This is a genomic window from Streptomyces sp. NPDC085460, from assembly GCF_044541975.1.
GTDB lineage: Bacteria > Actinomycetota > Actinomycetes > Streptomycetales > Streptomycetaceae > Streptomyces.
Map to the genome: position 1 here is coordinate 407,263 of NZ_JBITTO010000009.1, position 19,630 is coordinate 426,892.

Here is a 19,630-nt window from a genome sequence, read left to right on the forward strand (position 1 = left end):
GGCGGTGCTCTCCCGCACCGGTATTCGTACAGACGTTCCCACCCCCACACACCACCCTAGCTCATTTCGAACGTGCGTACGATAAGCGTCGCGCACCTGCTTCCGTCAGCCGTTCGGCCCCCTCCCACCTGCGCGAACGCCCCCTCCCCCGGAGCCTGGGGGGCATGAGTCTCGTCGACGAACTGAAAAGCGCCGTCACCCCCCGAGCCGCCCTGCTCGTCGTCGGGGTCTTCGCCCTCCAGCTCCTCTTCATCACCTCGTACGTCGGGGCCCTGCACAACCCGAAGCCGTCGGACGTGCCCTTCGGCGTGGTCGCGCCCCCGCAGGTGTCCGCCACCCTCCTGGCCGAGCTGGAGAAGCTGCCCGGGGACCCGCTCGACCCGCGGGTGGTGGCCGGCGCGGACGAGGCCAGGGGCAAGATCATGAACCGGGAGATCGACGGGGCCCTGGTCGTGAACCCGGCGAGCCGCACCGACACCCTGCTCGTCGCCTCCGGCGGCGGCACCGTGCTCTCCTCCGCGCTGGAGAAGATCTTCACCCAGGTGGAGGCGGCCCAGGGCCGGCAGGTGCGGACGGTCGACGTGGCCCCCGCCTCGCCGCAGGACTTCGACGGGCTCTCCGCCTTCTACCTCGTCGTCGGCTGGTGCGTCGGCGGCTACATCTGCGCCGCGATCCTCGCCATCAGCGCCGGCTCCCGGCCGGCCAACCGCGAGCGGGCGATCATCCGGCTCGGCGTCCTCGCGCTCTACTCCGTCCTCGGCGGTCTCGGCGGCGCGGTCATCGTCGGTCCGATCCTGGGCGCCCTGCCCGGCTCGGTCGCCGCCCTGTGGGGCCTGGGCACCCTGGTCGTCTTCGCCGTCGGCGCGGCCACCCTCGCCCTCCAGTCCGTCTTCGGGATCGTCGGCATCGGCCTGGCGATCCTGCTCGTGGTCGTCCTGGGCAATCCGAGCGCGGGCGGCGCCTTCCCCGCGCCGATGCTGCCGCCGTTCTGGAAGGCGATCGGCCCGGCCCTGCCGCCGGGCGCGGGCACCTGGGCGGCGCGCTCGATCGCGTACTTCAAGGGCAACGACATGACCGCCTCGATGCTGGTGCTCTCCGCCTGGGCGGTGGTCGGCGCCGCGGTCACGCTGGTGCTGTCCTCGCTGAAGCGCAAGCCCGAGGGCGAGCCGATCGCGGCGGAGGTGGGCGAGCCCCGCGCCTGACCCCGGCCGGCGTACGGGAAGCGCGAGGAGGCCCCCGCCGCCGCGGGGGCCTCCTCGCGTCCCGGGCCTACTCGCCGTAGTACGCCCGGACCATCAGCTCCTTCATCTCGTCGATCATCGGCATCCGCGGGTTGGCCGGGGCGCACTGGTCGGCGTAGGCGTTCATCGCCTGCCGCGGCAGGGCCTCCATGAAGGCCGCCTCGTCGACGCCCGCGGCCTGGAAGCCCGCCGGGATCCCGCACCGCTCGCGCAGCTCCTCGACGGCCCGGGCGTAGGACTCCACGCCCTCCTCAGGGGTCGCGGCCGGCAGGCCCAGCGTCCGGGCGAGCTCCTGGTAGCGCTCGGGCGCCCGGTAGACCTCGGCCTTGGGCCACGGCACGGCCTTGTGGGTGACCGTGCCGTTGTGCCGGATCACGTGCGGGAGGAGCAGCGCGTTGGCGCGTCCGTGGGCGACGTGGAAGGTGTTGCCGAGGGTGTGGGCCATGGCGTGGACCAGGCCGAGGAAGGCGTTGGCGAAGGCCATGCCGGCGATGGTCGACGCGTTGTGCATCCTCTCGCGCGCCTCGGGCGCCCGCGCGCCCTCCTTCACGCAGGTCTCCAGGTTCCCGAAGATCAGCCGGATCGCCTGGAGGCACTGGCCGTCGGTGAAGTCGTTGGCGTAGGCCGAGACGTACGCCTCGGTGGCGTGGGTGAGGGCGTCGAAGCCGGAGTCGGCGGTGACGGTCGGCGGGAGGTGCAGCGGGAGCACCGGGTCGACGATCGCCACGTCCGGGGTGAGCGCGTAGTCGGCGAGCGGGTACTTCTGGGCGGTCTCCGGGTCGGAGATGACGGCGAAGGGGGTGACCTCGCTGCCGGTGCCCGAGGTGGTCGGGATCGCGACCAGCTTCGCCTTCTCGCCGAGCTTCGGGAACCGGTAGGCCCGCTTGCGGATGTCGAAGAACTTCTCCTTGGTGTCGGCGAACTCCACCTCGGGCCGCTCGTACATCAGCCACATGATCTTCGCCGCGTCCATCGGGGAGCCGCCGCCGAGCGCGACGATGGTGTCGGGCCGGAAGGCGCGCATCGCGGCGGCGCCGGCCCGCACGGTGGCGAGTTCGGGGTTGGGCTCGACGTCGTCGATCACCTGGATCGCGACGGGCTCGGCCCGTCCGCCGAGGATGTCGGTGACCTTGGCGACGAAGCCGATCTCGCCCATGGTCCGGTCGGTGACGATCGTGACCCGGTGGACGTCCTCCATCTCGCCGAGGTAGCGGATCGCGTTCCGCTCGAAGTAGATCTTCGGCGGGATCTTGTACCACTGCATGTTGGTGGTGCGCCGTCCGATCCGCTTGACGTTGATCAGGTTCACCGCGGAGACGTTGTCCGAGACCGAGTTGTGGCCGTACGAGCCGCAGCCGAGGGTGAGGGAGGGCAGGAAGGCGTTGTAGACGTCGCCGATGCCGCCGAAGGTGGAGGGGGAGTTGACGATGACCCGGATCGCCTTGACCCGCTTGCCGAACTCCTCGGCCAGCGCCTCGTCCTCGGTGTGGATGGCGGCGCTGTGCCCGAGGCCGTGGAACTCGACCATGGCGGCGGCCAGTTCGAGCCCGTGCTCGGTGGAGTCGGCCTTGAGGGCGGCCAGGACCGGGGAGAGCTTCTCGCGGGTGAGGGGTTCGTTCTCGCCCACCTCGGCGCACTCGGCGAGCAGGATCGAGGTGCCCTCGGGGACCTCGAAGCCGGCCTGTTCGGCGATCCACGCCGGGGACTTGCCGACGACGGCCGCGTTGAGCTTGGCCCCGCCGCAGTTCGTGCCGTAGGCGGTGGCACCGAAGAGGTACTCCTCCAGCTTGGTCTTCTCGGCGGCGGTGACGACATGGGCGCCGAGCCGCGCGAACTCGGCGAGGCCCGCCTCGTACACCTCCGCGTCGAGGATGACGGCCTGCTCGGAGGCGCAGATCATGCCGTTGTCGAACGCCTTGGAGAGCACGATGTCGTGGATCGCGCGCCGGAGCTTCGCGTCCTTCGCGACGTACGCGGGGACGTTGCCCGCGCCGACGCCGAGGGCGGGCTTGCCGCACGAGTAGGCGGCCTTCACCATCGCGTTCCCGCCGGTGGCGAGGATGGTGGAGACGCCCTCGTGGCGCATGAGGAGGCCGGTGGCCTCCATGGAGGGCTCCTCGATCCACTGCACGCAGCCCTCGGGGGCGCCGGCGGCCACGGCGGCGTCGCAAACGATCCGGGCGGCCTCGGCGGAGCACCGCTGGGCGGAGGGGTGGAAGGCGAAGACGATCGGGTTGCGGGTCTTGAGGGCGATCAGCGCCTTGAAGAGCGTGGTCGAGGTGGGGTTGGTGACCGGGGTCATCGCGCAGACGACGCCGACGGGTTCGGCGATCTCGGTGATGCCGCTCAGTTCGTCGCGGGAGATGACACCCGCGGTCCTCAGGCCGGCCATCGAGTTCGTCACGTGCTCGCAGGCGAAGAGGTTCTTGACGGCCTTGTCCTCGAAGAGACCGCGGCCGGTCTCCTCGACGGCGAGGCGGGCCAGCTCGCCGTGAGCGGCGAGCGCGGCGAGCGACGCCTTCCTGACGATGTGGTCGACCTGCTCCTGGTCGAGGGTCTCGAACTCCGCGAGCGCCCCGAGCGCCCGGCCGACGAGTCCTTCCACCATCTCCTTGGCCGCCATGACGGGCCTCCTTCACCGGTCCCTTATGCCTTCGATGTCTCCATTCGACACCCGATGACCTGCGGAAAGGAGCGCGGAAAGACCCTTGGGACGGGGCCGGAAGTCCTTTTGTGAACGGATTCACAAGATCTTGGGAGGGGTGCCTCCCGGCGCCCGACGGCCGGGGGCACGGGCGGTCTGCGAGACGGCCAGGAGGTCGGGCGGTCAGGAGGTCAGGCGGTCAGGAGGTCAGGCGGTCAGGCGGTCAGCACCCGCCGCTCCCCCGCCTCGACCGCGAGCTCCAGCGTGTTCCCGGGCGGCGGGAAGGGGCAGATGAAGTGGTCCACGAAGGCGCACGGCGGGAGCAGCGCCCGGTTGAGGTCCACCGTCACCGACCCGTCCTCCGCCGGCGCCGCCGGCCGCAGGAACCGGAAGCGGATGGTGGAGTCGCCGCTGGTGGCGTCCGCGAAGACCGCCCACAGCGTGCCGTCCGCCTCCACCGCCACCTGGAGCGTGTGCACCCGCCCGTCGAGCTCGAAGACGAGCTGCCCGGAGAGGCCGAGCCCGCGCTCCTTGCCGTCCGCGTTCGCCACCCGGACGCTGCGCTCCTCCTCGTACGGCCGGTAGACCCCCGGCACCACCCAGCGCGGGTCGTACGGCGTGGCCTCGATGCCCCGGAAGGCCCGCCGCGCCGCCGAGCCGGGGTCGAAGTCCCGTACCGCCCACAGCCCTTCGCGGCGCATCACCACGATCCGGCGGCCCGCCGACTCGACCCGGGACTCGTGGATCGGCGCGTGGTCGGCGCCGAGCCGCACGACGCCGGTGAACGGCTTGCCGTCGACGGTGATCCCGTCCTCGGCGCCCGCCGTCAGGACGACCTCGTCGCCGTCCTCCCGCCACTCCCCCGGCAGGTCCGGCAGCCGCCCGCCGGGGTGGTCGGCGAGCCAGTGGGTGCCGGTGAGGGAGAGCGGGCCGTACGAGGAGGCCACCGCCGCCTCGCGCTGCTCGTGCCAGTGCCGCCACTCCCCGGCGGCGTCGGCGGTCTCGGTGTTGCGCGTGGTGTCGCTCATGGTGTTCCACCCTTCCACACCGGCGCCGGAAGCCCGGGGTGCGAACGGAGCGTCGTGCCCGTGTACTCCGTACGGAAGACGCCGCACTCCCGGAGCGACCCGGCCGACGCGTTCGTCCGGACCGCCCAGGAAGAGGCTCGATTCCGATGATCCCCGGACGGTGCGTCAGCAGCCGTCGCAGGGGCAGCAGCAGTCGCAGCCGTCACATCCGTCGCAGTCCCGGCAGCAGCCCTCGCGCTTCTTCCGGGACCAGGGGCCCTCGTACTCCTTGGCGCAGCAGATCTGGCAGGTGCAGAAGAGCCAGGTGAACATGGCGCAACCGGCGAGGAAGCCGCGCGGCTTGGGCGCCTGCGGGGCGCCGCCGCCGAACTGCGGCGGCAGCCCGCCGGGGCCGCCCGGGCCGCCCGGCGCGCCGCCGCCGTAGGGGTTCTGCCCGTACGGGCCGTACGGCCCCTGCGCCCCGCCCGCGTACGGGTTCCCCGGCACCGGCCCCTGCCCCGCGCCGGGCGCCCCGTGCGCGCAGGTGGTGGTGCCGAAGGCGCGGTCGACCGAGACGCGCAGCTCGTGCGCGAGGAGCCGGTGCACGAGCTTGCCGTCGGTGAACTCGGCGTCCCGCAGCGCCAGCCGGATGCCGTGCAGGGCGTCGTCGGCGAGCCTGCGGGCCTCCTCGCGGGAGGTCCCGGTGGCGGTGAGCGGGTTCCAGGCGCCGCTCTCCGCGTCGGCGGCCTGGTCCTCGACGGCGTCGAGGAGGTGGGCGAGGCGGCCGAAGAGCCGGCCCGCCTCGGCGAGCGGTCCGGCGTTCCCGGGGCGGCCCGCGAGGAGCGCGGTGTGCGCGAAGGCGGCGGCGGTGGCGGTCTCGGTGGGTTCGGTGACGACGAGGAGCGGGGTGCCGGGGCCGGCCAGGGACTCGATCCCGGTCTGCCGGTCCACGGCGTCGACGAGGACGGCGGTGTCGAAGCCGACGGCCCGGCCCGCGCGGGCCCCCGCCTTGTCCCAGGAGCGGGCGACCCGGCGGGCCGCGGCGGCGACCGGCCGGCGTGCCAGCAGGCCGTCCCGGTCGGCGACGTGGTCGCGGACCTTGGCCGAGGCGAGGACGAGCGAGACCGCTCCGGCGAGCCGGGCGCCCTCGCCGCGGGCGACCGGCGCGGTGCGCATGGCCCGCAGCGGGCAGGGGCCCGCGGTGCGGCGGCCCGCGTCGGTGACGCCGGTCTGAGCCTCCGTCAGAACCGAGACGATGAGCCCGTCGTAGTTGGTGACGACCCGCGCGAACTGGCCGTGGTCGGCGCGCAGCGCCAGACACAGACCGCAGAGGTGGGCCATCCACTGGGTCTTCAGATGGTCGGTGAGCCGGTGCGTGCAGGGCCTGACGATTCCGAACATTTCCATCCCCCGTGGTGCGGTGCGAGAACAGGCCGTCCGACGGCCTCGCGGCATGGTAGCGAGGGCGCGTTCACCCGTACGCGCCCGACGTCACCCTTCTGGACCGACTTTCATATTTTCAGCAACATGGCCCTCCGTCAGGCCCCGCATACCCCAAGTTTCCTGACGAATCGCCAGAAACAGGGCCTCACGTTCTGCACCAGTACCGTCACGAATCCCCTGCGCGGCGCGTATCCACTTGGCGCGCGATCCGCATCATGGACGACGATAGGGATATGCGGAACCACAAGTGACCGCAGTGACCGCGTGAAAGGAGGCGTCCATGGGATCGGTGCGCAAGGCGAGCGCCTGGCTGGGACTCGTCGAGGACAACGACGAGCGTTACTACGACGACGAGTACGCCGACGGTGCCGAGAGCGGCGACGCCTGGGTGACGGACCCCCGGGTCCGGGTCGCCACGGACACCGCCGAGGACCGGGGCCGCCGGATCGCGACCGTCTCGCCCGACAGCTTCCGGGACGCCCGGGCCATCGGCGAGCTCTTCCGGGACGGCGTGCCGGTGATCGTGAACCTGACCGCCATGGAGCCGAACGACGCGAAGCGGGTCGTCGACTTCGCCGCCGGTCTCGCCTTCGGGCTGCGCGGCTCGATCGAGCGCGTCGCGACCCGGGTCTTCCTCCTGACCCCCGCCGACACGGAGATCGTCAGCGAGTCCGGCCGTCGTCGGCAGGACGGTTTCTTCAACCAGAGCTGACCCCTCCGGCTTCTCGGACCAGAGCCGACCCTCCGGCTTCTTCGACCAGAGCCGACCCCTCCGGCGCCGCACCGCGCCACCCCGGATCGCGAACCGATCCCGACCGACGCCACCCCGGCCCGGACCCGCCCCGCGGATCCGGGCCGGCCGCGTCGGAACCCCGCGTCACCGCCCCCGGGTCACCGCGCCGCTCATCGTCCCCGCCGGGCCGGCGTCCGGCCTCGGCCGGGGCGCGGTCGCCGCGCCCGTCTCGCCCGGGGAACCGACGGACTGCCCGGGCACCATGCCCGGCCCGGCGAGCCCGGCCCGCTCCCCCGCCGCCGCGCGTACGGCATCGGCCGTGACGCCGCCGGGCTCCCCGGACACCGTCTTCCCTGCCCCCGGCCCCGCCGTCCCGGCCACGGGCCCGGACTCCTCGGCGTCGCCGGAAGCCCCGGAGTCCCCGGACCGCGCGTCCGCGGTTCCCGCCCGCGCCGCCTCGGCCTCGGCCGCCGCCTGTGCCGCCGCCTCCTCGACCGCCGCCTCGACGTCCACCGGGCACTCCATCACCCGGGGCAGCCGCACGGCCATCGCGGCGCCCGCGAGGAGCAGGCCCGCGCTCACGAAGAGGGTGAGGTGCAGTCCGTCGACGAAGGCGTGCCGCGCGGCCGTGTGCAGGGCCTGGCCGGCCTCTCCGCCGAGCCGCCCCGCGACCTGGTACGCCTCGCCCAGCGAGTTCGCCGCGGCCTCGCTCGCCGCCGCCGGCACCCCGGGCACGCCGGCCAGACCGGGGGCGTACGCCGCGTTCATGACGCTGCCGAGCAGGGCGATGCCCATGCCGGCGCCGAGCTGGTACGAGGTCTCGCCGATCGCCGCCGCCCCGCCCGCGCTCCGCGGCGGCGCCTCGCTGAGCATCGACTCGTACGCGGAGAAGAGGGTGGTCTGGAGGCCGAAGCCGAGCAGCACGAAGCCGGCGGTGAGCAGCAGCGGCCGGTCGTGCTGGCCCATGAGCGTGAGCAGCAGCACCGCGCCGGCGGTGAGCAGGAAGCCCCAGCCGACCATCCGGCGGGGTCCGAGCCGGCGCAGGGTGTACGAGCCGGTGGCGCCGGCCGCCATGGCGGCGAAGGTGAGCGGGAGGAGCCGCAGCCCGGTCTCCAGGGGGCTGAGCCCGAGGACCAGCTGGAGGTACTGGACGGCGATGAGCTCCAGGCCGACGAGGGCCAGCATGGCGAGGACGATGCAGCCGACGGAGGTCGTGAAGGCCGGCCGGGAGAAGAGCCGCATGTCGATCAGCGGGTGCCGCCTGCGCCGCTGGCGCCGTACGAAGAGGACGAGCAGCAGCGCGCCGGCGAGCAGCGGCCCCGCGGTGGCCGGGGCGAGCAGCGGCTCGCCGGAGCCCGCGCGCTTCACTCCGAGCACGCAGCCGAGGACGCCGGCGGCTGCCATCAGCGCGCCCAGGACGTCCCAGGGCCCTTCGGCGGCGCCCCGGGACTCGGGCAGGAGCCGGCGGGCGAGCGGCAGGATCAGCGCCATCAGCGGGATGTTGATGAGGAAGACCGAACCCCACCAGTAGTGCTCGACGAGGAAGCCGCCGAGCACCGGCCCCGCGGCGGCGCCGATCGCGGCCACCGCCGTCCAGATGCCGATCGCGGTGGCGCGCTCGCGGCGGTCGGGGAAGACCGTCCGGATGATGGAGAGGGTCGCCGGCATGATCATGGCGCCGCCGACGCCGAGCAGGGCGCGGGCCGCGATGAGGACCCAGGGCTCGGTGGCGAGGGCGGCGACGGCCGAGGCGACGCCGAAGATCCCGTAGCCGAGGAGGAGCACCTTGCGGCGGCCGATCCGGTCGCCGAGCGTGCCGAAGAGGATCAGCAGCGAGGCGCAGACCAGCGGGTAGGCGTCGACGATCCAGAGCAGCTCGGTGGAGCCGGGGCGCAGGTTCTCGGTCAGCGAGGGGACGGCGACGTGGAGGATGGTCGCGTCGAGGGCGACCAGGAGGAGGCTGACGCAGAGCACGACGAGGACGGCCCAGCGGTTCGCGCCGCCGGCGGCACGCCGCCCCGCCGGTGCCGTGATCGTCCGCGACATGTACGTACCTCCAAGTGACGCTCTCGCGCTCGGCAGGCGCCGCCGACCAGGGCTGATGTGCGTGCGGCGGCGCGGCGATGAGGGGCGAGTGAGCCGTCAGCGTACGCGAGGACGAGCCCCGGGAGGGTGGCGCACCTCTCACCCCGGCGAGGCTCCCGGTGTGGCGTACGCCACTCGGATCGGCCCGCGCGTCGCATGGAATTCCGCACGGACGGGTGTTTGAAGTAATTCCGTGCCACACGGACAGACTTCCGGATTCACCTCCCGCGGCAATAGGGCTGAAGGTCATCGGATTTTCCGACGGGAGTCCGGAATAGCCGGGCCGCTGAGACCCACTCCACATCACATCGTCATCACGAAGGGAGCGGATCGCGCGGGTCGTCTCCTCACCCCCTGTAACGTCCATTGGGTGCGTACCGACATCTTTGCCCGGCTGGACCGGGAGCCGGTCCCGCCGAAGATAGAGGTCCCGCGGATGACCCGGACGCGTCTCGCCCTCTTCGGCGGGACGTCGGCGTTCTATCTGATCGTCGTGGTGGCGGTGCTGCTGTCCACCTGGCTGGTGACCCTCGACTGGAAGATCATGCTCTTCCGTCCCTACCAGCAGTGGCCGGAACTGCACGCCTTCCTGGACTACTACGTCGTCCTCGGCCAGCGCGGCCCGACGGCGGTGATGGTGGCGGCCTGGCTGGGCTGGCGCTCCTGGCGCCAGCACACCCTGCGGCCGCTCCTCTCCCTCGGCGCGGCGCTGCTGCTCCTCAACGTCACCGTCGGCGCGGTGAAGCTCGGACTCGGCCGGCTCGGCCCCCACTACGCGACACAGGTCGGCTCGGCCGAGCTGTTCGCGGGCGGCGACATATTCCCCTCGGGTCACACCGCGAACGCGGTGGTGACCTGGGGCATCCTGGCCTACCTCGCCACCACCCCGAGGGCCCGGCGCTATCTGTCGGCGCTCTCCGCCGTGGTCGCCCTCGGCGTCGGCCTCACGACGGTCTACCTCGGGACGCACTGGCTGAGCGACGTGCTCCTCGGCTGGGCCGCCGGCCTGCTGATCCTGCTCGCGCTGCCGTGGTGCGAGCCGGTCATCGCCGTGGTCGAGGCATGGATCCTGGACCGGCGGGACCGGGTCGGGGAGCGGCTGCGGGCCCGGCGGCGCCTGGTGCCCTCGCTGCCGGTGGCGTCCGGCGGACCGCGCCTCTTCCCGGCTCCGGCCGCCCAGGAGAAGCCGTCGCGGGAGACCGTGGGGGCCGCCGCGAGTCACGCCCGCGCGGCGCGGAGCAGGCCGTCCTCGGACCGGCTCACCGCCTGACCCCCGAGCCTCCTTCGCACGGAAGGGCCCCGGCCACCCGGCCGGGGCCCTTCCCCGTGTCCGGCCTCAGCCGATCCAGCAGCGGGTGACGGTGTCGTCCTCGACCTCCAGGTTGAGGCGCCCGTCGAGGTACTCCATGGTGACGATCGCACCGGGCGGGAGGGTCCTGACGACGCGCCAGCCACGGGTCCTGGCGAGCTGGGCGGCGCCGTCCGCGTCGAGGCCCAGATAGGACTCGGGCGCGTCTCGGGGCGGTTCGGGGATGCGCGGTTCGGGTGCCATGGGGTTCACGTTAGTACCCCGGCGGTCACGCTTGCGTCACAACTTCCCGACGGTCGGCGTGGTGACGGAGCGCACACCGGAAGGGATGGTCCCGGTTCAATTCTCCGGTATTTCGAAAAGTCGGCCGGAGCTTCGCACAAACCGTTCGGAAAGGTTTCGCGGCCCGGCCGAATTCCGGCCGGGCGGGGCCGACCGGAGAATTGTGCGCGGGCCCGCGCGCGGCTCCCTCACCGTTCCCTTACACAATGCTTACGCTGTCCGGATGCCGGAGAACCGGAACACGGGGCGGAGACACCGATGACCACCGAGGCGGCGACCACCACGGCCGAATCCGCACGGCAGCGACATGGCCGGATCTTGATCGACTGGCTGACCACCACCGATCACAAGAAGATCGGTCACCTCTACCTGGTGACCTCGTTCGTCTTCTTCCTCTTCGCCGGTCTGCTGGCGATGGCGATGCGGGCGGAGCTGGCCAGACCCGGGATCCAGTACCTCTCGAACGAGCAGTTCAACCAGGCGTTCACCCAGCACGGCACGATCATGCTGCTGCTCTTCGCCACCCCGACCTTCGCCGGCTTCGCCAACGAGCTGGTGCCGCTCCAGATCGGCGCGCCCGACGTCGCCTTCCCGCGCCTCAACATGTTCTCGTACTGGCTGTTCCTGCTCGGCGGGCTGATGGTGGTCGGCTCCTTCCTCACGCCGAGCGGCCCGCCCGACTTCGGCTGGACCGCCTACGCCCCGCTGAACAGCGCCGAGCGCTCCCCCGGGATCGGCGCCGACCTGTGGATCATGGGGCTCGCGCTCTCCGGCTTCGGCACGATCCTCACCTCGGTGAACTTCCTGGCCACCATCATCGCGATGCGGGCCCCCGGCATGACCATGTTCCGGATGCCGATCTTCACCTGGAACGTGCTCTTCACCGCGATCCTGGTGCTGGTCGCCTTCCCGGTGCTCGCCGCGGCGCTGCTCGCGCTCGAGGCCGACCGGCGGTTCGGGGCGCTGACCTTCGCCCCCGGCAACGGCGGGGCGCTGCTCTGGCAGCACCTCTTCTGGTTCTTCGGCCACCCCGAGGTCTACATCATCGCCCTGCCGTTCTTCGGCATCGTCAGCGAGATCCTCCCGGTCTTCGCCCGCAAGCCGATCTTCGGGTACCTGAGCCTGGTCGCCGCCACCATGACGATCACCGGCCTGTCGGTGGTGGTCTGGGCGCACCACATGTTCGCGACCGGGGCGGTGCTGCTGCCGTTCTTCTCCTTCCTCTCCTTCCTGATCGCGGTGCCGACCGGGGTGAAGTTCTTCAACTGGACGGGGACCATGCTGCGCGGCTCGCTCTCCTTCGAGACCCCGATGCTGTGGGCGACCGGCTTCCTGGTGTCCTTCCTCTTCGGCGGTCTGACCGGGGTGATCCTGGCCTCGCCGCCGATGGACTTCCACGTCACCGACTCGTACTTCGTCGTCGCCCACTTCCACTACACGGTCTTCGGCACCGTGGTCTTCGCGACCTTCGCCGGCTTCCACTTCTGGTGGCCCAAGTTCACCGGCAAGCTGCTCGACGAACGGCTCGGCAAGATCCACTTCTGGACCCTCTTCACCGGCTTCCACCTGACCTTCCTCGTCCAGCACTGGCTGGGCGCGGAGGGCATGCCCCGGCGGTACGCGGACTACCTGGCCGCCGACGGCTTCACCGCGCTCAACACCGTGTCGTCGGTCGGCGCCTTCCTGCTCGGGATCTCCACCCTGCCGTTCCTCTACAACGTGTGGCGGACCTGGCGGTACGCGCCCCGCGTCGAGGTGGACGACCCCTGGGGCTTCGGGCGCTCCCTGGAGTGGGCCACCTCCTGCCCGCCGCCCCGGCACAACTTCGCGGCGGTGCCCCGGATCCGCTCCGAGTCCCCCGCCTTCGACCTGCACCACCCGGAGTTCGCCGACTACGAGCGGATCCGGGTCGCAGGACCGCCGCCGGCCCGGCGGGAGCGGCGGGACCTCCCGTAGCGCCCCGTCAGCGCAGCCCGAGGCGGCGCAGCGTACGGCCGGCGGCGGCCTTGGCGGTGTAGACCGCGTCGATGCCCCGGCCGGTCCAGGAGTGCCACGCCTCGGCGGCCGGGGAGTGGGCGCGGCGGGGCGCGGGGCGGTCGAGGAGGCCGGCCCACAGCTCCTCGTGGCACACGGCGATCCGCGCCGGGTCGAAGCGCTCCGCCGCCGCGAGCGCCGCCCTCCCGGCCTTGGCCCGCAGCTCCTCGTCGTCCATCAGCTCGCGCAGCGCCCTGGCGACCGCCCCCGGGTCGCCGACGGGGACGAGCCGGCCGTCCACACCGTCCTCGACGATCTCGCGCGGTCCGTGCGGGCAGTCCGCGGCGACCACCGGAAGGCCGCACCGCATCGCCTCCACGATCGTCATGCCGAACGCCTCCCGCTCGGAGGTGACCGCCGCGACGGACCCCTTCGCCCACTCCGGCTCCATGGACTGGACCTGGCCCATCAGCCTCACCTGCCCGCCGAGCCCGCGGGCCTCGATCTGCCGGGCCAGCGCGCCCCGCAGGTCCTGCGCGGCGTCCCCGCTGCCGTAGATCCGCAGGCTCCAGTCCGGGTGGTCGGCGGCGAGCTCGGCGAAGGCGTCGATCAGCACGTCGAACCGCTTGACCCGGGTGAGCCGGCCGGCCGCGACGACCACCCGGGCGGACGGGTCGGCGGGCGGGACGGTGGCGGCCGGCACGCTGTTCGGCACGGACGCGACGCGGACCGCGTCCGGCAGGCCGAGCCGCCGGTAGGCGCGGGCGTCGGCGTCGGTGACGGTGGTGACCAGGTCGAGCAGCGCGTACTCGTGGGCGATGTCCCGGCGCAGCCGGCGGCTGTGCCCGTCGAGGATCAGGTGTTCCTGGGCGACCCGCACGGGCCCCGGCCCGGCCTGCCGGGCCAGGTGCACGTTGAGCCCCGGCCGGGTGCCGACGAGGACGTCGGCCTCCACCCCGCGCAGGTACGCGCCGATCCGCGCGTCGGTCAGCGCGCTGTACTGCTTCCAGCGCCCGTCGCCGCGCGGGAAGACCCGGGCGGGGAGGTGGAAGTCGGGGTGGTCGCCGTCGTACCCCGGTCCGTTCTCACGGAGGTCGACGAGGTGACGGAGGGTCACTCCGGAGGGGAGGCCGAGGAGGGGGCTGTCGCGGTGGCGGAAGACCGAGACGATCTCGACCTCGTGACGTTCCGCCAGTTGTTCGGCGAGGGTGAAGGTGGTCCGGATCGTTCCGCCGTAGTGGTAGCCGTTGTGGAGCAGGAAGGAGATGCGCATCTACCGGTTCCCCCCGGTCGGTCGGTCGGTCCCGGCGACTGTACTGCTCCGGCGGCGGCCGCCCTCACGGCCGGTAACCGAGCTGGGGGACGGCCGCGCAGTTACGGGTCATCTCGCCCTGGCTCTCCCAGCCTTCGCCGTCCCGCCAGCGGGCCACGGAGAGACAGGTCTCGCGGGTGGCGGGCGGGCGCTCCAGGTGCTCGAAGCGCACGGGCAGCAGCAGCCCCCGGGCGGTGTACGGCTCGGGGCGTTCCAGGTACGCCTCGACGCACGTTCGGGTGAGTCCGCCCCGGTCGGGGCGGTCGAGGCAGGAGCGGGCCGCGTCGGTGAACCACATGGCGGCGGCCCATCCCTCCAGCTGCCACTGGGACAGCTCCCGCTCCCCCATGGCGGCCCGGAAGGCCCGGACCTCCGGGTGGGAGGTGTCGTCGAAGTTGCGGCTCGACCCGGTCACCCAGAGCGCCTCGCGGCACCCCGGCGCGCGGGCGTAGGCGCGCTCCACGGAGGAGGACCAGTTCTGCACGTTCGTCACCTTGGCGTCGACCCGGACGCCGAGCGCCTCCATCGCCTCGCACAGCCGGGTGTTGCCGTGCGCGTCCAGCGCGTCGAAGACCAGGTCCACCCGGCGCTCGCGCAGATCGGCCGCGACGGCCCGGAAGTCGGGGAGGACGAAGTCGACCCGTTCGGTCACGACCCGGTACCCCTCCGCGCGCAGCCCCTGGGTGACGAGCCGAGCGTAGGCGGCGGAGGCCGGCTGGTCGTACGCGACGACGGCGGCGGTCCGCGCGCCGCGCTCGCGGGCGAACCACCGGTAGACCTCGGTCCCGCCGTACAGGGTGCCGTCCCAGCCGGGCGAGGCGCCGGTGCGCGGGGCGGAGCTGCCGTAGAGGGAGTAGAGGTGGGGGTAGGTGTCGTAGGCGGGGGTGAGGGGCTGGCCGCCGATGTCGGGGACCCCGGCGCGGGCGACGAGCCGGGCGCCGGCGTAGTCGAGGGCGGTGGTGGCGACGAGGGCGAAGACCTTCCGCTCGTCGAGGAGTTCACGGACGCAGGCGGTGTTGCCGACGCCGCTGCCGCCGTCGTCGCAGGTCTCGACCTCGATCCGGCGCCCGTCGAGGCCGCCGGCGGCGTTCAGGGCGTCGAACCAGGCGACGGCGCCGTCGCGCGGGCCGGTCAGGGCCTCGCCGCCGACCGGGCTGGTGGCGCTGGTGATGATGCCGACGCGGAGCGGCTCACCGCCGGAGGGGTGGGCGGTGGGCCGCGTCTCGAAGGCGCGTTCCGGGAGCCGGCTGCCGCACCCCGCGAGGAGGGCGAGGAGGAGGGCGAGCAGCAGCGCCGGGAGCCGCGCCGCGGCGGTCTCAGCAGCCTTCGACGGTGACACCGCTGAGTTTCACCAGGCCGCACAGGGTCTTCACGGAGACCTTCCAGGTGTCGTCCTGGAGCACCGAGGTGCCCCGGGAGTCCGGCAGCAGCGGGTTGCCGCCGACGAGCAGGTCGTAGGTGACGTCGGCGCCGCTCGCGGAGGTGAAGGTGACGCCGGTGACCTTCGCGGTGGTCGCCGCCGCCTGCGGGTTGCCGGCGAAGGCGGCGAGGACCTCCCGCATCTCCTCGCCGTTCTCCAGCAGCTTCACGCGCTCGGCGGCCGGGGTGTCCGCGGCGAAGAAGGCCGCCCAGTTCCGGGTGATCTCCGCCTTCGCGGCGGCCGGGTCGGCCGGTCCGTCGGCCGGGGGCGGCGTCGTGGACGTCCGCACCGGCGGCAGGGTGGAGGTCACCCCGTTGCCGGTCGCGGGCCCGTCGTCCGAGCAGGCCGCGACGGCCGGGGTGAGGAGCAGCACCGCCGTGGCCGCCAGGGCGGTCGCTCGTCGCCTGAGAAGCATCTGGCTCACCACCGGGTGTGCGTGGGGGCCGTACGGCCTGATGGTTCCAGGGTGGGACGATACGGGGCAGAGCGCAAGGATACGGGGCATAGTCGAGTAAAGGACCCCGGGGGGAGAGTGGCGAGGGAGGCCCCTCGTGCCGACGGCGCGGTTCCTGCTGTGGTGCGGTCTCGTGGCGGCCGTCGGAGGCGCGGTGCTGTGCGTCCTCGGCTGGTACGGGATCTCCGGCGAGCGGTTCGCCGAGCGCCAGCTGCCCTACCTGGCCTCGTGCACGGTCCCGGGGGCGGCGCTGCTCGTGGCGGGCGCGGTGCTGGTCGCGGCGGCGGCGCGGGCCGACCCGCCGCCCTCCCCGGACACGGAGCCCGCCCCGGACACGGAACCCGCACCGGACACGGCCCTCCCTCCCCCGCCGTCCTCCGGCGGCCCGCCGCTGCGCGTGCCCGGCGGCACGCTGGCCCACCGCCCGGACTGCCCCCTGGTGGCGGACCGCCCGGACGCGGTGCCCGCCGCCGGGGACCCCGCCCTCGCGCCCTGCCCGGTGTGTGAGCCGTGGCCTCCCTGACGTACGAGCTGACGCTGGCCGGCCTCGCGGTCGGCGGCGCGGCGGCCCTCACCGGCATCGGCCTGATCGTCACCCACCGGGCGACCGGGGTGCTGAACCTGGCGCACGGCGCGGTCGCCATGGTCGTCGCGTACGCGCTCCGCCAGCTGGTGGTCGTGTGGGGGTGGCCGCTGTGGCCGGCCGCGCTGGTCGCCCTGCTCGTCGTCGCCCCCGGTCTCGGGCTCCTCCTCGACCGGGCCGTCTTCCGCCCCCTGGCCCGCTCCGGCACCGACCCGGCCCGCGCCCTGGTCGCCTCGACGGGCGTCTTCGTCCTCCTCGTCGGCGCGGCGGTGCTGCTCTGGGGCGGCGGGGCCAGGACCGACGCGCCGGTGCTGCTCGGCGACGACCCGTGGCTCCTGCTCGGCGCGGTGGTGGCGGTGGCCTGCCTGGTGACGGCGGTGACCCGGTGGACCCGGTTCGGGCGGGAGCTGCGGGCCGTGGTCGACAACCGGCGCCTCGCCGTCCTCGCCGGGGTGGACGCGGACCGGATCGCGGCGGCCGGCTGGGCCTTCGGCGCCTTCACAGCCGGGCTGACGGGCGTCCTCCTCGCCCCGTACGTCCGGCTCGACCCGTACGGGCTGCCGCTGCTCGTGGTGGAGGTGATGGCGGTCGCGGTGATCGCCCGGATGCGGTCGCTGCCGGTCGCGATCGGCGCGGCGCTGCTCATCGGCGTGACCCAGGCCCAGCTGACCCGCTTCCACCCGGAGGGCTGGGCGGAGCCGCTGGTCCGGGCGGTGGGCGCCAACCTGTTCGTGATCGCGCTGCTGGTCGCGGCGCTGGTGCTGCCCGGCATCGGCGGCAAGGGCGGCGACGCGCTCCCGCCGCCGCCCCGCGCGGGCCGCACCCCGCCGGCGGTATGGGCGCTCGCCGCCGGCTGTCTGCTGCTGCCCCCGGCCGTCGCGGGCCCCGACCTGCGGACGGCGGTGCAGGTCCCGGCGCTGGCGATCGTCCTGCTCTCGCTGGTCGTGGTCACCGGCCGGGCCGGCCAGATCGCCCTGGGCCAGGCGGCCTACGCGGGCCTCGGCGCGCTCTTCACCGTGCTGCTCACGGCGGCCGGACTGCCCGCCCTCGGGGCCCTGGCGCTCGCGGTGCCGCTGGCCGGCGCGGCGGGTCTCGTCACGGCCGGACCGGCGATCCGCCGCCACGGCCTGGCCCTGGCGCTCGCGACCCTCGCGGTCGGGGTGGCGGTGAGCCGCTTCGTCCTCACCCAGCCGTACGCGACGGCCGGCCTGCCTCCACCGGCCCGCCCGGCGGGCTTCACCTCCGACCGCGCCTTCTACCTCCTGGAACTGCTCCTCCTCGCGGCCGCCCTGCTCCTGGTGGCGGGGCTGCGCCGGGGCCGCGCCGGACGCGCCCTCGCGGCCCTGCGCGACCACGAGCGGGCCGCGGAGGCCGCCGGCATCGCCTCGACCGCGCTCAAGCTGCTGGCCTTCACCCTGGCCGCAGCCCTGGCGGGGCTGGGCGGCGGCCTCCTCGCCATGGGCGTCCAGGCCCTCGACCCGGCCGCCTACGACCCGCTCCGGGGCCTCCTCTGGTTCGCCGCGGTGGTGACCCTCGGCGCGGACCACCCGCTCACCCCGCTCCTGGCGGCCCCTCTGCTGCTGGCCCTCGACGCGGCCGGGCCCGCCGGCGCGGCGGCGGTGGTGGTCGGTCTCCTGGCCACCCAGACAGGCCGCCTCCCGCCCCTGACCTCCCTCCTCACCGTCCCGCACCCGACCGGACGCACGGCCTCCCGACCGACCGGGCGCACGCCCGGACGCACCTTCCGCCGGACCGGCACCCGCACCCCCGCCCGAACCCCCGGCACCACGAAGGACACCCGCTCCTCCGCCACCACGAAGGACACCCGCGCGTCCGACCCCCGGTCCGCCCGGCTCGGCGCGGAGGGCCTGTGGTTCACGCACCGGGGCGGGGTGACGGCCCTCAAGGACGTCGGGCTCGCCCTGCCGCCCGGCCTGGTCACCGCCGTGGTCGGGGCGAACGGCGCGGGGAAGAGCACCCTCTTCGACTGTCTCGCCGGCGCGGCCCGGCCCGACCGCGGCCGGGTCCTGCTGGACGGCGCGGACATCACCGGCCGCCCCGCGCACGCCCGGGCCCGCCTGGGCATCGCCCGCACCTTCCAGCAGCCGGCGCTCTTCCCGTCCCTCTCCGTGGAGGAGAACGTCCGTGTGGGCGCCGAGCACGGCCACCGGCGCGACCGGCCCGCCGCCGCCACCGAACGCGCCCTGCTCCTGACCGGCCTCGCCGGCCCGGTGCGCGCCCTGCCCGCCGCGGACCTCCCCACCGGCACCCTGCGCCGGGTCGAGCTGGCCCGCGCCCTGGCCGGCGGGCCGCACACGCTGCTCCTGGACGAGCCCGCCGCCGGTCTCGACGCGGCCGAGGCGGAGGCCCTCTCCCGGCTGCTCGCCGCGCTCGCCGCCGACGGCCTGACCGTCCTGGTGGTCGAGCACGACCTCGACCTCGTCGCGGCCACCGCCGGCGCCGTCCACACCATGGAAGGGGGGCGGCTCCGGTCATGAGCCTGGCGACCGAACTGCGCGAGGCACGGGTGCGCTACGGCCCCCTGGAGGCCCTGCACGGCCTCGACCTGCCGGTCCCGGCGGGCACGGTGACCGTCCTGACGGGCCGGAACGGCGCGGGCCGCACGACGGCGCTGCGCGCCCTGGCCGGGACGGTACGGCTCGCCGCGGGCCGGGTCCTGTGGCGCGGCGAGGACGTGACCGGGCTGCCGCCGCACGAACGGGCCCGCCGCGGGCTCTGCTTCGTACCGGACCGGGGGGCGGTGTACGAGGGCCTGACCGTCGCCGAGAACCTGGCGCTCGCGGGGCCGGACTCCCCGGCCCCGTACCCCGAGCTCCTCCCGCTCCTCGCGCGCGCGGCGGGGACGCTGTCCGGCGGCGAGCGGCGGATGCTGGCGGTCTCGCGGGCGCTGCTGCGTCCGGCGCGGGTGGTGCTGGTGGACGAGCCGGTGCTCGGCATGGCGCCGCCGGTCGCGGCCCGGACGTACGCGCTGCTCGCCGCGCTCGCCGTGCGGGACGGGGCGGCGGTGGTGCTGGCCGAGCAGCGGGTGCCGGACGGCCTGCCGCCCGGCACCCTGGTGCACGAGCTCCGGCGCGGCGCCCGCGTCTTCAGCGGCGAGGCTGCGGAGCGGCGGGGCGCCTGAC

15 protein-coding genes are annotated in these 19,630 nt (G+C 74.1%); 7 read left to right on the forward strand and 8 right to left on the reverse strand.

Annotated elements, in window-relative coordinates; all coding sequences use genetic code 11:
- Nucleotides 1–164 precede the first annotated feature (164 nt).
- Complete coding sequence (locus ACIGHB_RS25305) at nt 165–1,202, forward strand: DUF3533 domain-containing protein (RefSeq protein WP_399916055.1); 1,038 nt, start codon at nt 165–167, stop codon at nt 1,200–1,202.
- Nucleotides 1,203–1,269: 67 nt separating this feature from the next.
- Here the strand turns inward: ACIGHB_RS25305 and adhE are convergent, their stop codons facing one another.
- From adhE to ACIGHB_RS25320, 3 genes are all read right to left on the reverse strand, one after another.
- Nucleotides 1,270–3,864: a bifunctional acetaldehyde-CoA/alcohol dehydrogenase gene (gene adhE, locus ACIGHB_RS25310; RefSeq protein WP_399916057.1), complete on the reverse strand. Its 2,595-nt coding sequence runs from the start codon at nt 3,862–3,864 to the stop codon at nt 1,270–1,272.
- A 236-nt stretch (nt 3,865–4,100) separates the two neighbouring features.
- A complete protein-coding gene (locus ACIGHB_RS25315) occupies nt 4,101–4,913 on the reverse strand; it encodes a DUF1684 domain-containing protein (protein ID WP_399916059.1) in 813 nt (270 codons plus the stop codon).
- Between the two features lie 165 nt (nt 4,914–5,078).
- Complete coding sequence (locus tag ACIGHB_RS25320; RefSeq protein WP_360315723.1) at nt 5,079–6,293, reverse strand: DUF5685 family protein; 1,215 nt, start codon at nt 6,291–6,293, stop codon at nt 5,079–5,081.
- A 322-nt stretch (nt 6,294–6,615) separates the two neighbouring features.
- Between ACIGHB_RS25320 and ACIGHB_RS25325 the strand changes: the two genes are divergently transcribed.
- Nucleotides 6,616–7,047, forward strand: a complete 432-nt coding sequence (locus ACIGHB_RS25325; RefSeq protein WP_360315725.1) for a cell division protein SepF — start codon at nt 6,616–6,618, stop codon at nt 7,045–7,047.
- A 165-nt stretch (nt 7,048–7,212) separates the two neighbouring features.
- Here the strand turns inward: ACIGHB_RS25325 and ACIGHB_RS25330 are convergent, their stop codons facing one another.
- Complete coding sequence (locus ACIGHB_RS25330) at nt 7,213–9,114, reverse strand: MFS transporter (RefSeq protein WP_399916061.1); 1,902 nt, start codon at nt 9,112–9,114, stop codon at nt 7,213–7,215.
- A gap of 475 nt (nt 9,115–9,589) precedes the next feature.
- Here ACIGHB_RS25330 and ACIGHB_RS25335 point away from each other — a divergent pair, with 475 nt between their 5' ends.
- Complete coding sequence (locus ACIGHB_RS25335) at nt 9,590–10,423, forward strand: phosphatase PAP2 family protein (protein ID WP_399916063.1); 834 nt, start codon at nt 9,590–9,592, stop codon at nt 10,421–10,423.
- Between the two features lie 66 nt (nt 10,424–10,489).
- Here the strand turns inward: ACIGHB_RS25335 and ACIGHB_RS25340 are convergent, their stop codons facing one another.
- Nucleotides 10,490–10,705: an I78 family peptidase inhibitor gene (locus ACIGHB_RS25340; RefSeq protein WP_360315731.1), complete on the reverse strand. Its 216-nt coding sequence runs from the start codon at nt 10,703–10,705 to the stop codon at nt 10,490–10,492.
- A 297-nt stretch (nt 10,706–11,002) separates the two neighbouring features.
- Here ACIGHB_RS25340 and ctaD point away from each other — a divergent pair, with 297 nt between their 5' ends.
- Entirely contained in the window at nt 11,003–12,700 is a 1,698-nt protein-coding gene (ctaD, locus tag ACIGHB_RS25345) for a cytochrome c oxidase subunit I (protein WP_399916066.1), read from the forward strand.
- Nucleotides 12,701–12,707: 7 nt separating this feature from the next.
- Here the strand turns inward: ctaD and ACIGHB_RS25350 are convergent, their stop codons facing one another.
- The 3 genes from ACIGHB_RS25350 to ACIGHB_RS25360 form a co-directional block, all read right to left on the reverse strand.
- A complete protein-coding gene (locus ACIGHB_RS25350; RefSeq protein WP_399916068.1) occupies nt 12,708–13,991 on the reverse strand; it encodes a glycosyltransferase in 1,284 nt (427 codons plus the stop codon).
- 64 nt (nt 13,992–14,055) lie between these two features.
- Nucleotides 14,056–15,369 carry an ABC transporter substrate-binding protein gene (locus tag ACIGHB_RS25355; RefSeq protein ID WP_399916070.1) on the reverse strand — a complete coding sequence of 438 codons (1,314 nt, stop codon included), beginning with the start codon at nt 15,367–15,369 and terminating at the stop codon, nt 14,056–14,058.
- Nucleotides 15,347–15,865 carry a hypothetical protein gene (locus tag ACIGHB_RS25360; protein ID WP_360315739.1) on the reverse strand — a complete coding sequence of 173 codons (519 nt, stop codon included), beginning with the start codon at nt 15,863–15,865 and terminating at the stop codon, nt 15,347–15,349. The genes ACIGHB_RS25355 and ACIGHB_RS25360 overlap by 23 nt, the downstream gene beginning before the upstream one ends.
- A 136-nt stretch (nt 15,866–16,001) precedes the next feature.
- On the opposite strand from ACIGHB_RS25360, the gene ACIGHB_RS25365 reads away from it, so the two are divergent.
- The 3 genes from ACIGHB_RS25365 to ACIGHB_RS25375 are packed head-to-tail and all read left to right on the forward strand — an operon-like array spanning nt 16,002 to nt 19,629.
- Nucleotides 16,002–16,427, forward strand: a complete 426-nt coding sequence (locus tag ACIGHB_RS25365; protein WP_360315741.1) for a hypothetical protein — start codon at nt 16,002–16,004, stop codon at nt 16,425–16,427.
- A complete protein-coding gene (locus tag ACIGHB_RS25370) occupies nt 16,415–18,985 on the forward strand; it encodes an ATP-binding cassette domain-containing protein (protein ID WP_399916073.1) in 2,571 nt (856 codons plus the stop codon). Before ACIGHB_RS25365 ends, ACIGHB_RS25370 begins: the two co-directional genes overlap by 13 nt.
- On the forward strand, nt 18,982–19,629 hold the full coding sequence (locus tag ACIGHB_RS25375; RefSeq protein ID WP_399916075.1) for an ATP-binding cassette domain-containing protein: 648 nt from the start codon (nt 18,982–18,984) through the stop codon (nt 19,627–19,629). The genes ACIGHB_RS25370 and ACIGHB_RS25375 overlap by 4 nt, the downstream gene beginning before the upstream one ends.
- Nucleotide 19,630 lies beyond the last annotated feature (1 nt).

What these genes read in the sequence shown, in the direction of transcription:
- ACIGHB_RS25305 (WP_399916055.1), top strand. Translation starts at nt 165, where the DNA reads ATGAGTCTCGTCGACGAACTGAAAAGCGCCGTCACCCCCCGAGCCGCC.
- adhE (WP_399916057.1), bottom strand. Translation starts at nt 3,864, where the DNA reads ATGGCGGCCAAGGAGATGGTGGAAGGACTCGTCGGCCGGGCGCTCGGG.
- ACIGHB_RS25315 (WP_399916059.1), bottom strand. Translation starts at nt 4,913, where the DNA reads ATGAGCGACACCACGCGCAACACCGAGACCGCCGACGCCGCCGGGGAG.
- ACIGHB_RS25320 (WP_360315723.1), bottom strand. Translation starts at nt 6,293, where the DNA reads ATGTTCGGAATCGTCAGGCCCTGCACGCACCGGCTCACCGACCATCTG.
- ACIGHB_RS25325 (WP_360315725.1), top strand. Translation starts at nt 6,616, where the DNA reads ATGGGATCGGTGCGCAAGGCGAGCGCCTGGCTGGGACTCGTCGAGGAC.
- ACIGHB_RS25330 (WP_399916061.1), bottom strand. Translation starts at nt 9,114, where the DNA reads ATGTCGCGGACGATCACGGCACCGGCGGGGCGGCGTGCCGCCGGCGGC.
- ACIGHB_RS25335 (WP_399916063.1), top strand. Translation starts at nt 9,590, where the DNA reads ATGACCCGGACGCGTCTCGCCCTCTTCGGCGGGACGTCGGCGTTCTAT.
- ACIGHB_RS25340 (WP_360315731.1), bottom strand. Translation starts at nt 10,705, where the DNA reads ATGGCACCCGAACCGCGCATCCCCGAACCGCCCCGAGACGCGCCCGAG.
- ctaD (WP_399916066.1), top strand. Translation starts at nt 11,003, where the DNA reads ATGACCACCGAGGCGGCGACCACCACGGCCGAATCCGCACGGCAGCGA.
- ACIGHB_RS25350 (WP_399916068.1), bottom strand. Translation starts at nt 13,991, where the DNA reads ATGCGCATCTCCTTCCTGCTCCACAACGGCTACCACTACGGCGGAACG.
- ACIGHB_RS25360 (WP_360315739.1), bottom strand. Translation starts at nt 15,865, where the DNA reads ATGCTTCTCAGGCGACGAGCGACCGCCCTGGCGGCCACGGCGGTGCTG.
- ACIGHB_RS25375 (WP_399916075.1), top strand. Translation starts at nt 18,982, where the DNA reads ATGAGCCTGGCGACCGAACTGCGCGAGGCACGGGTGCGCTACGGCCCC.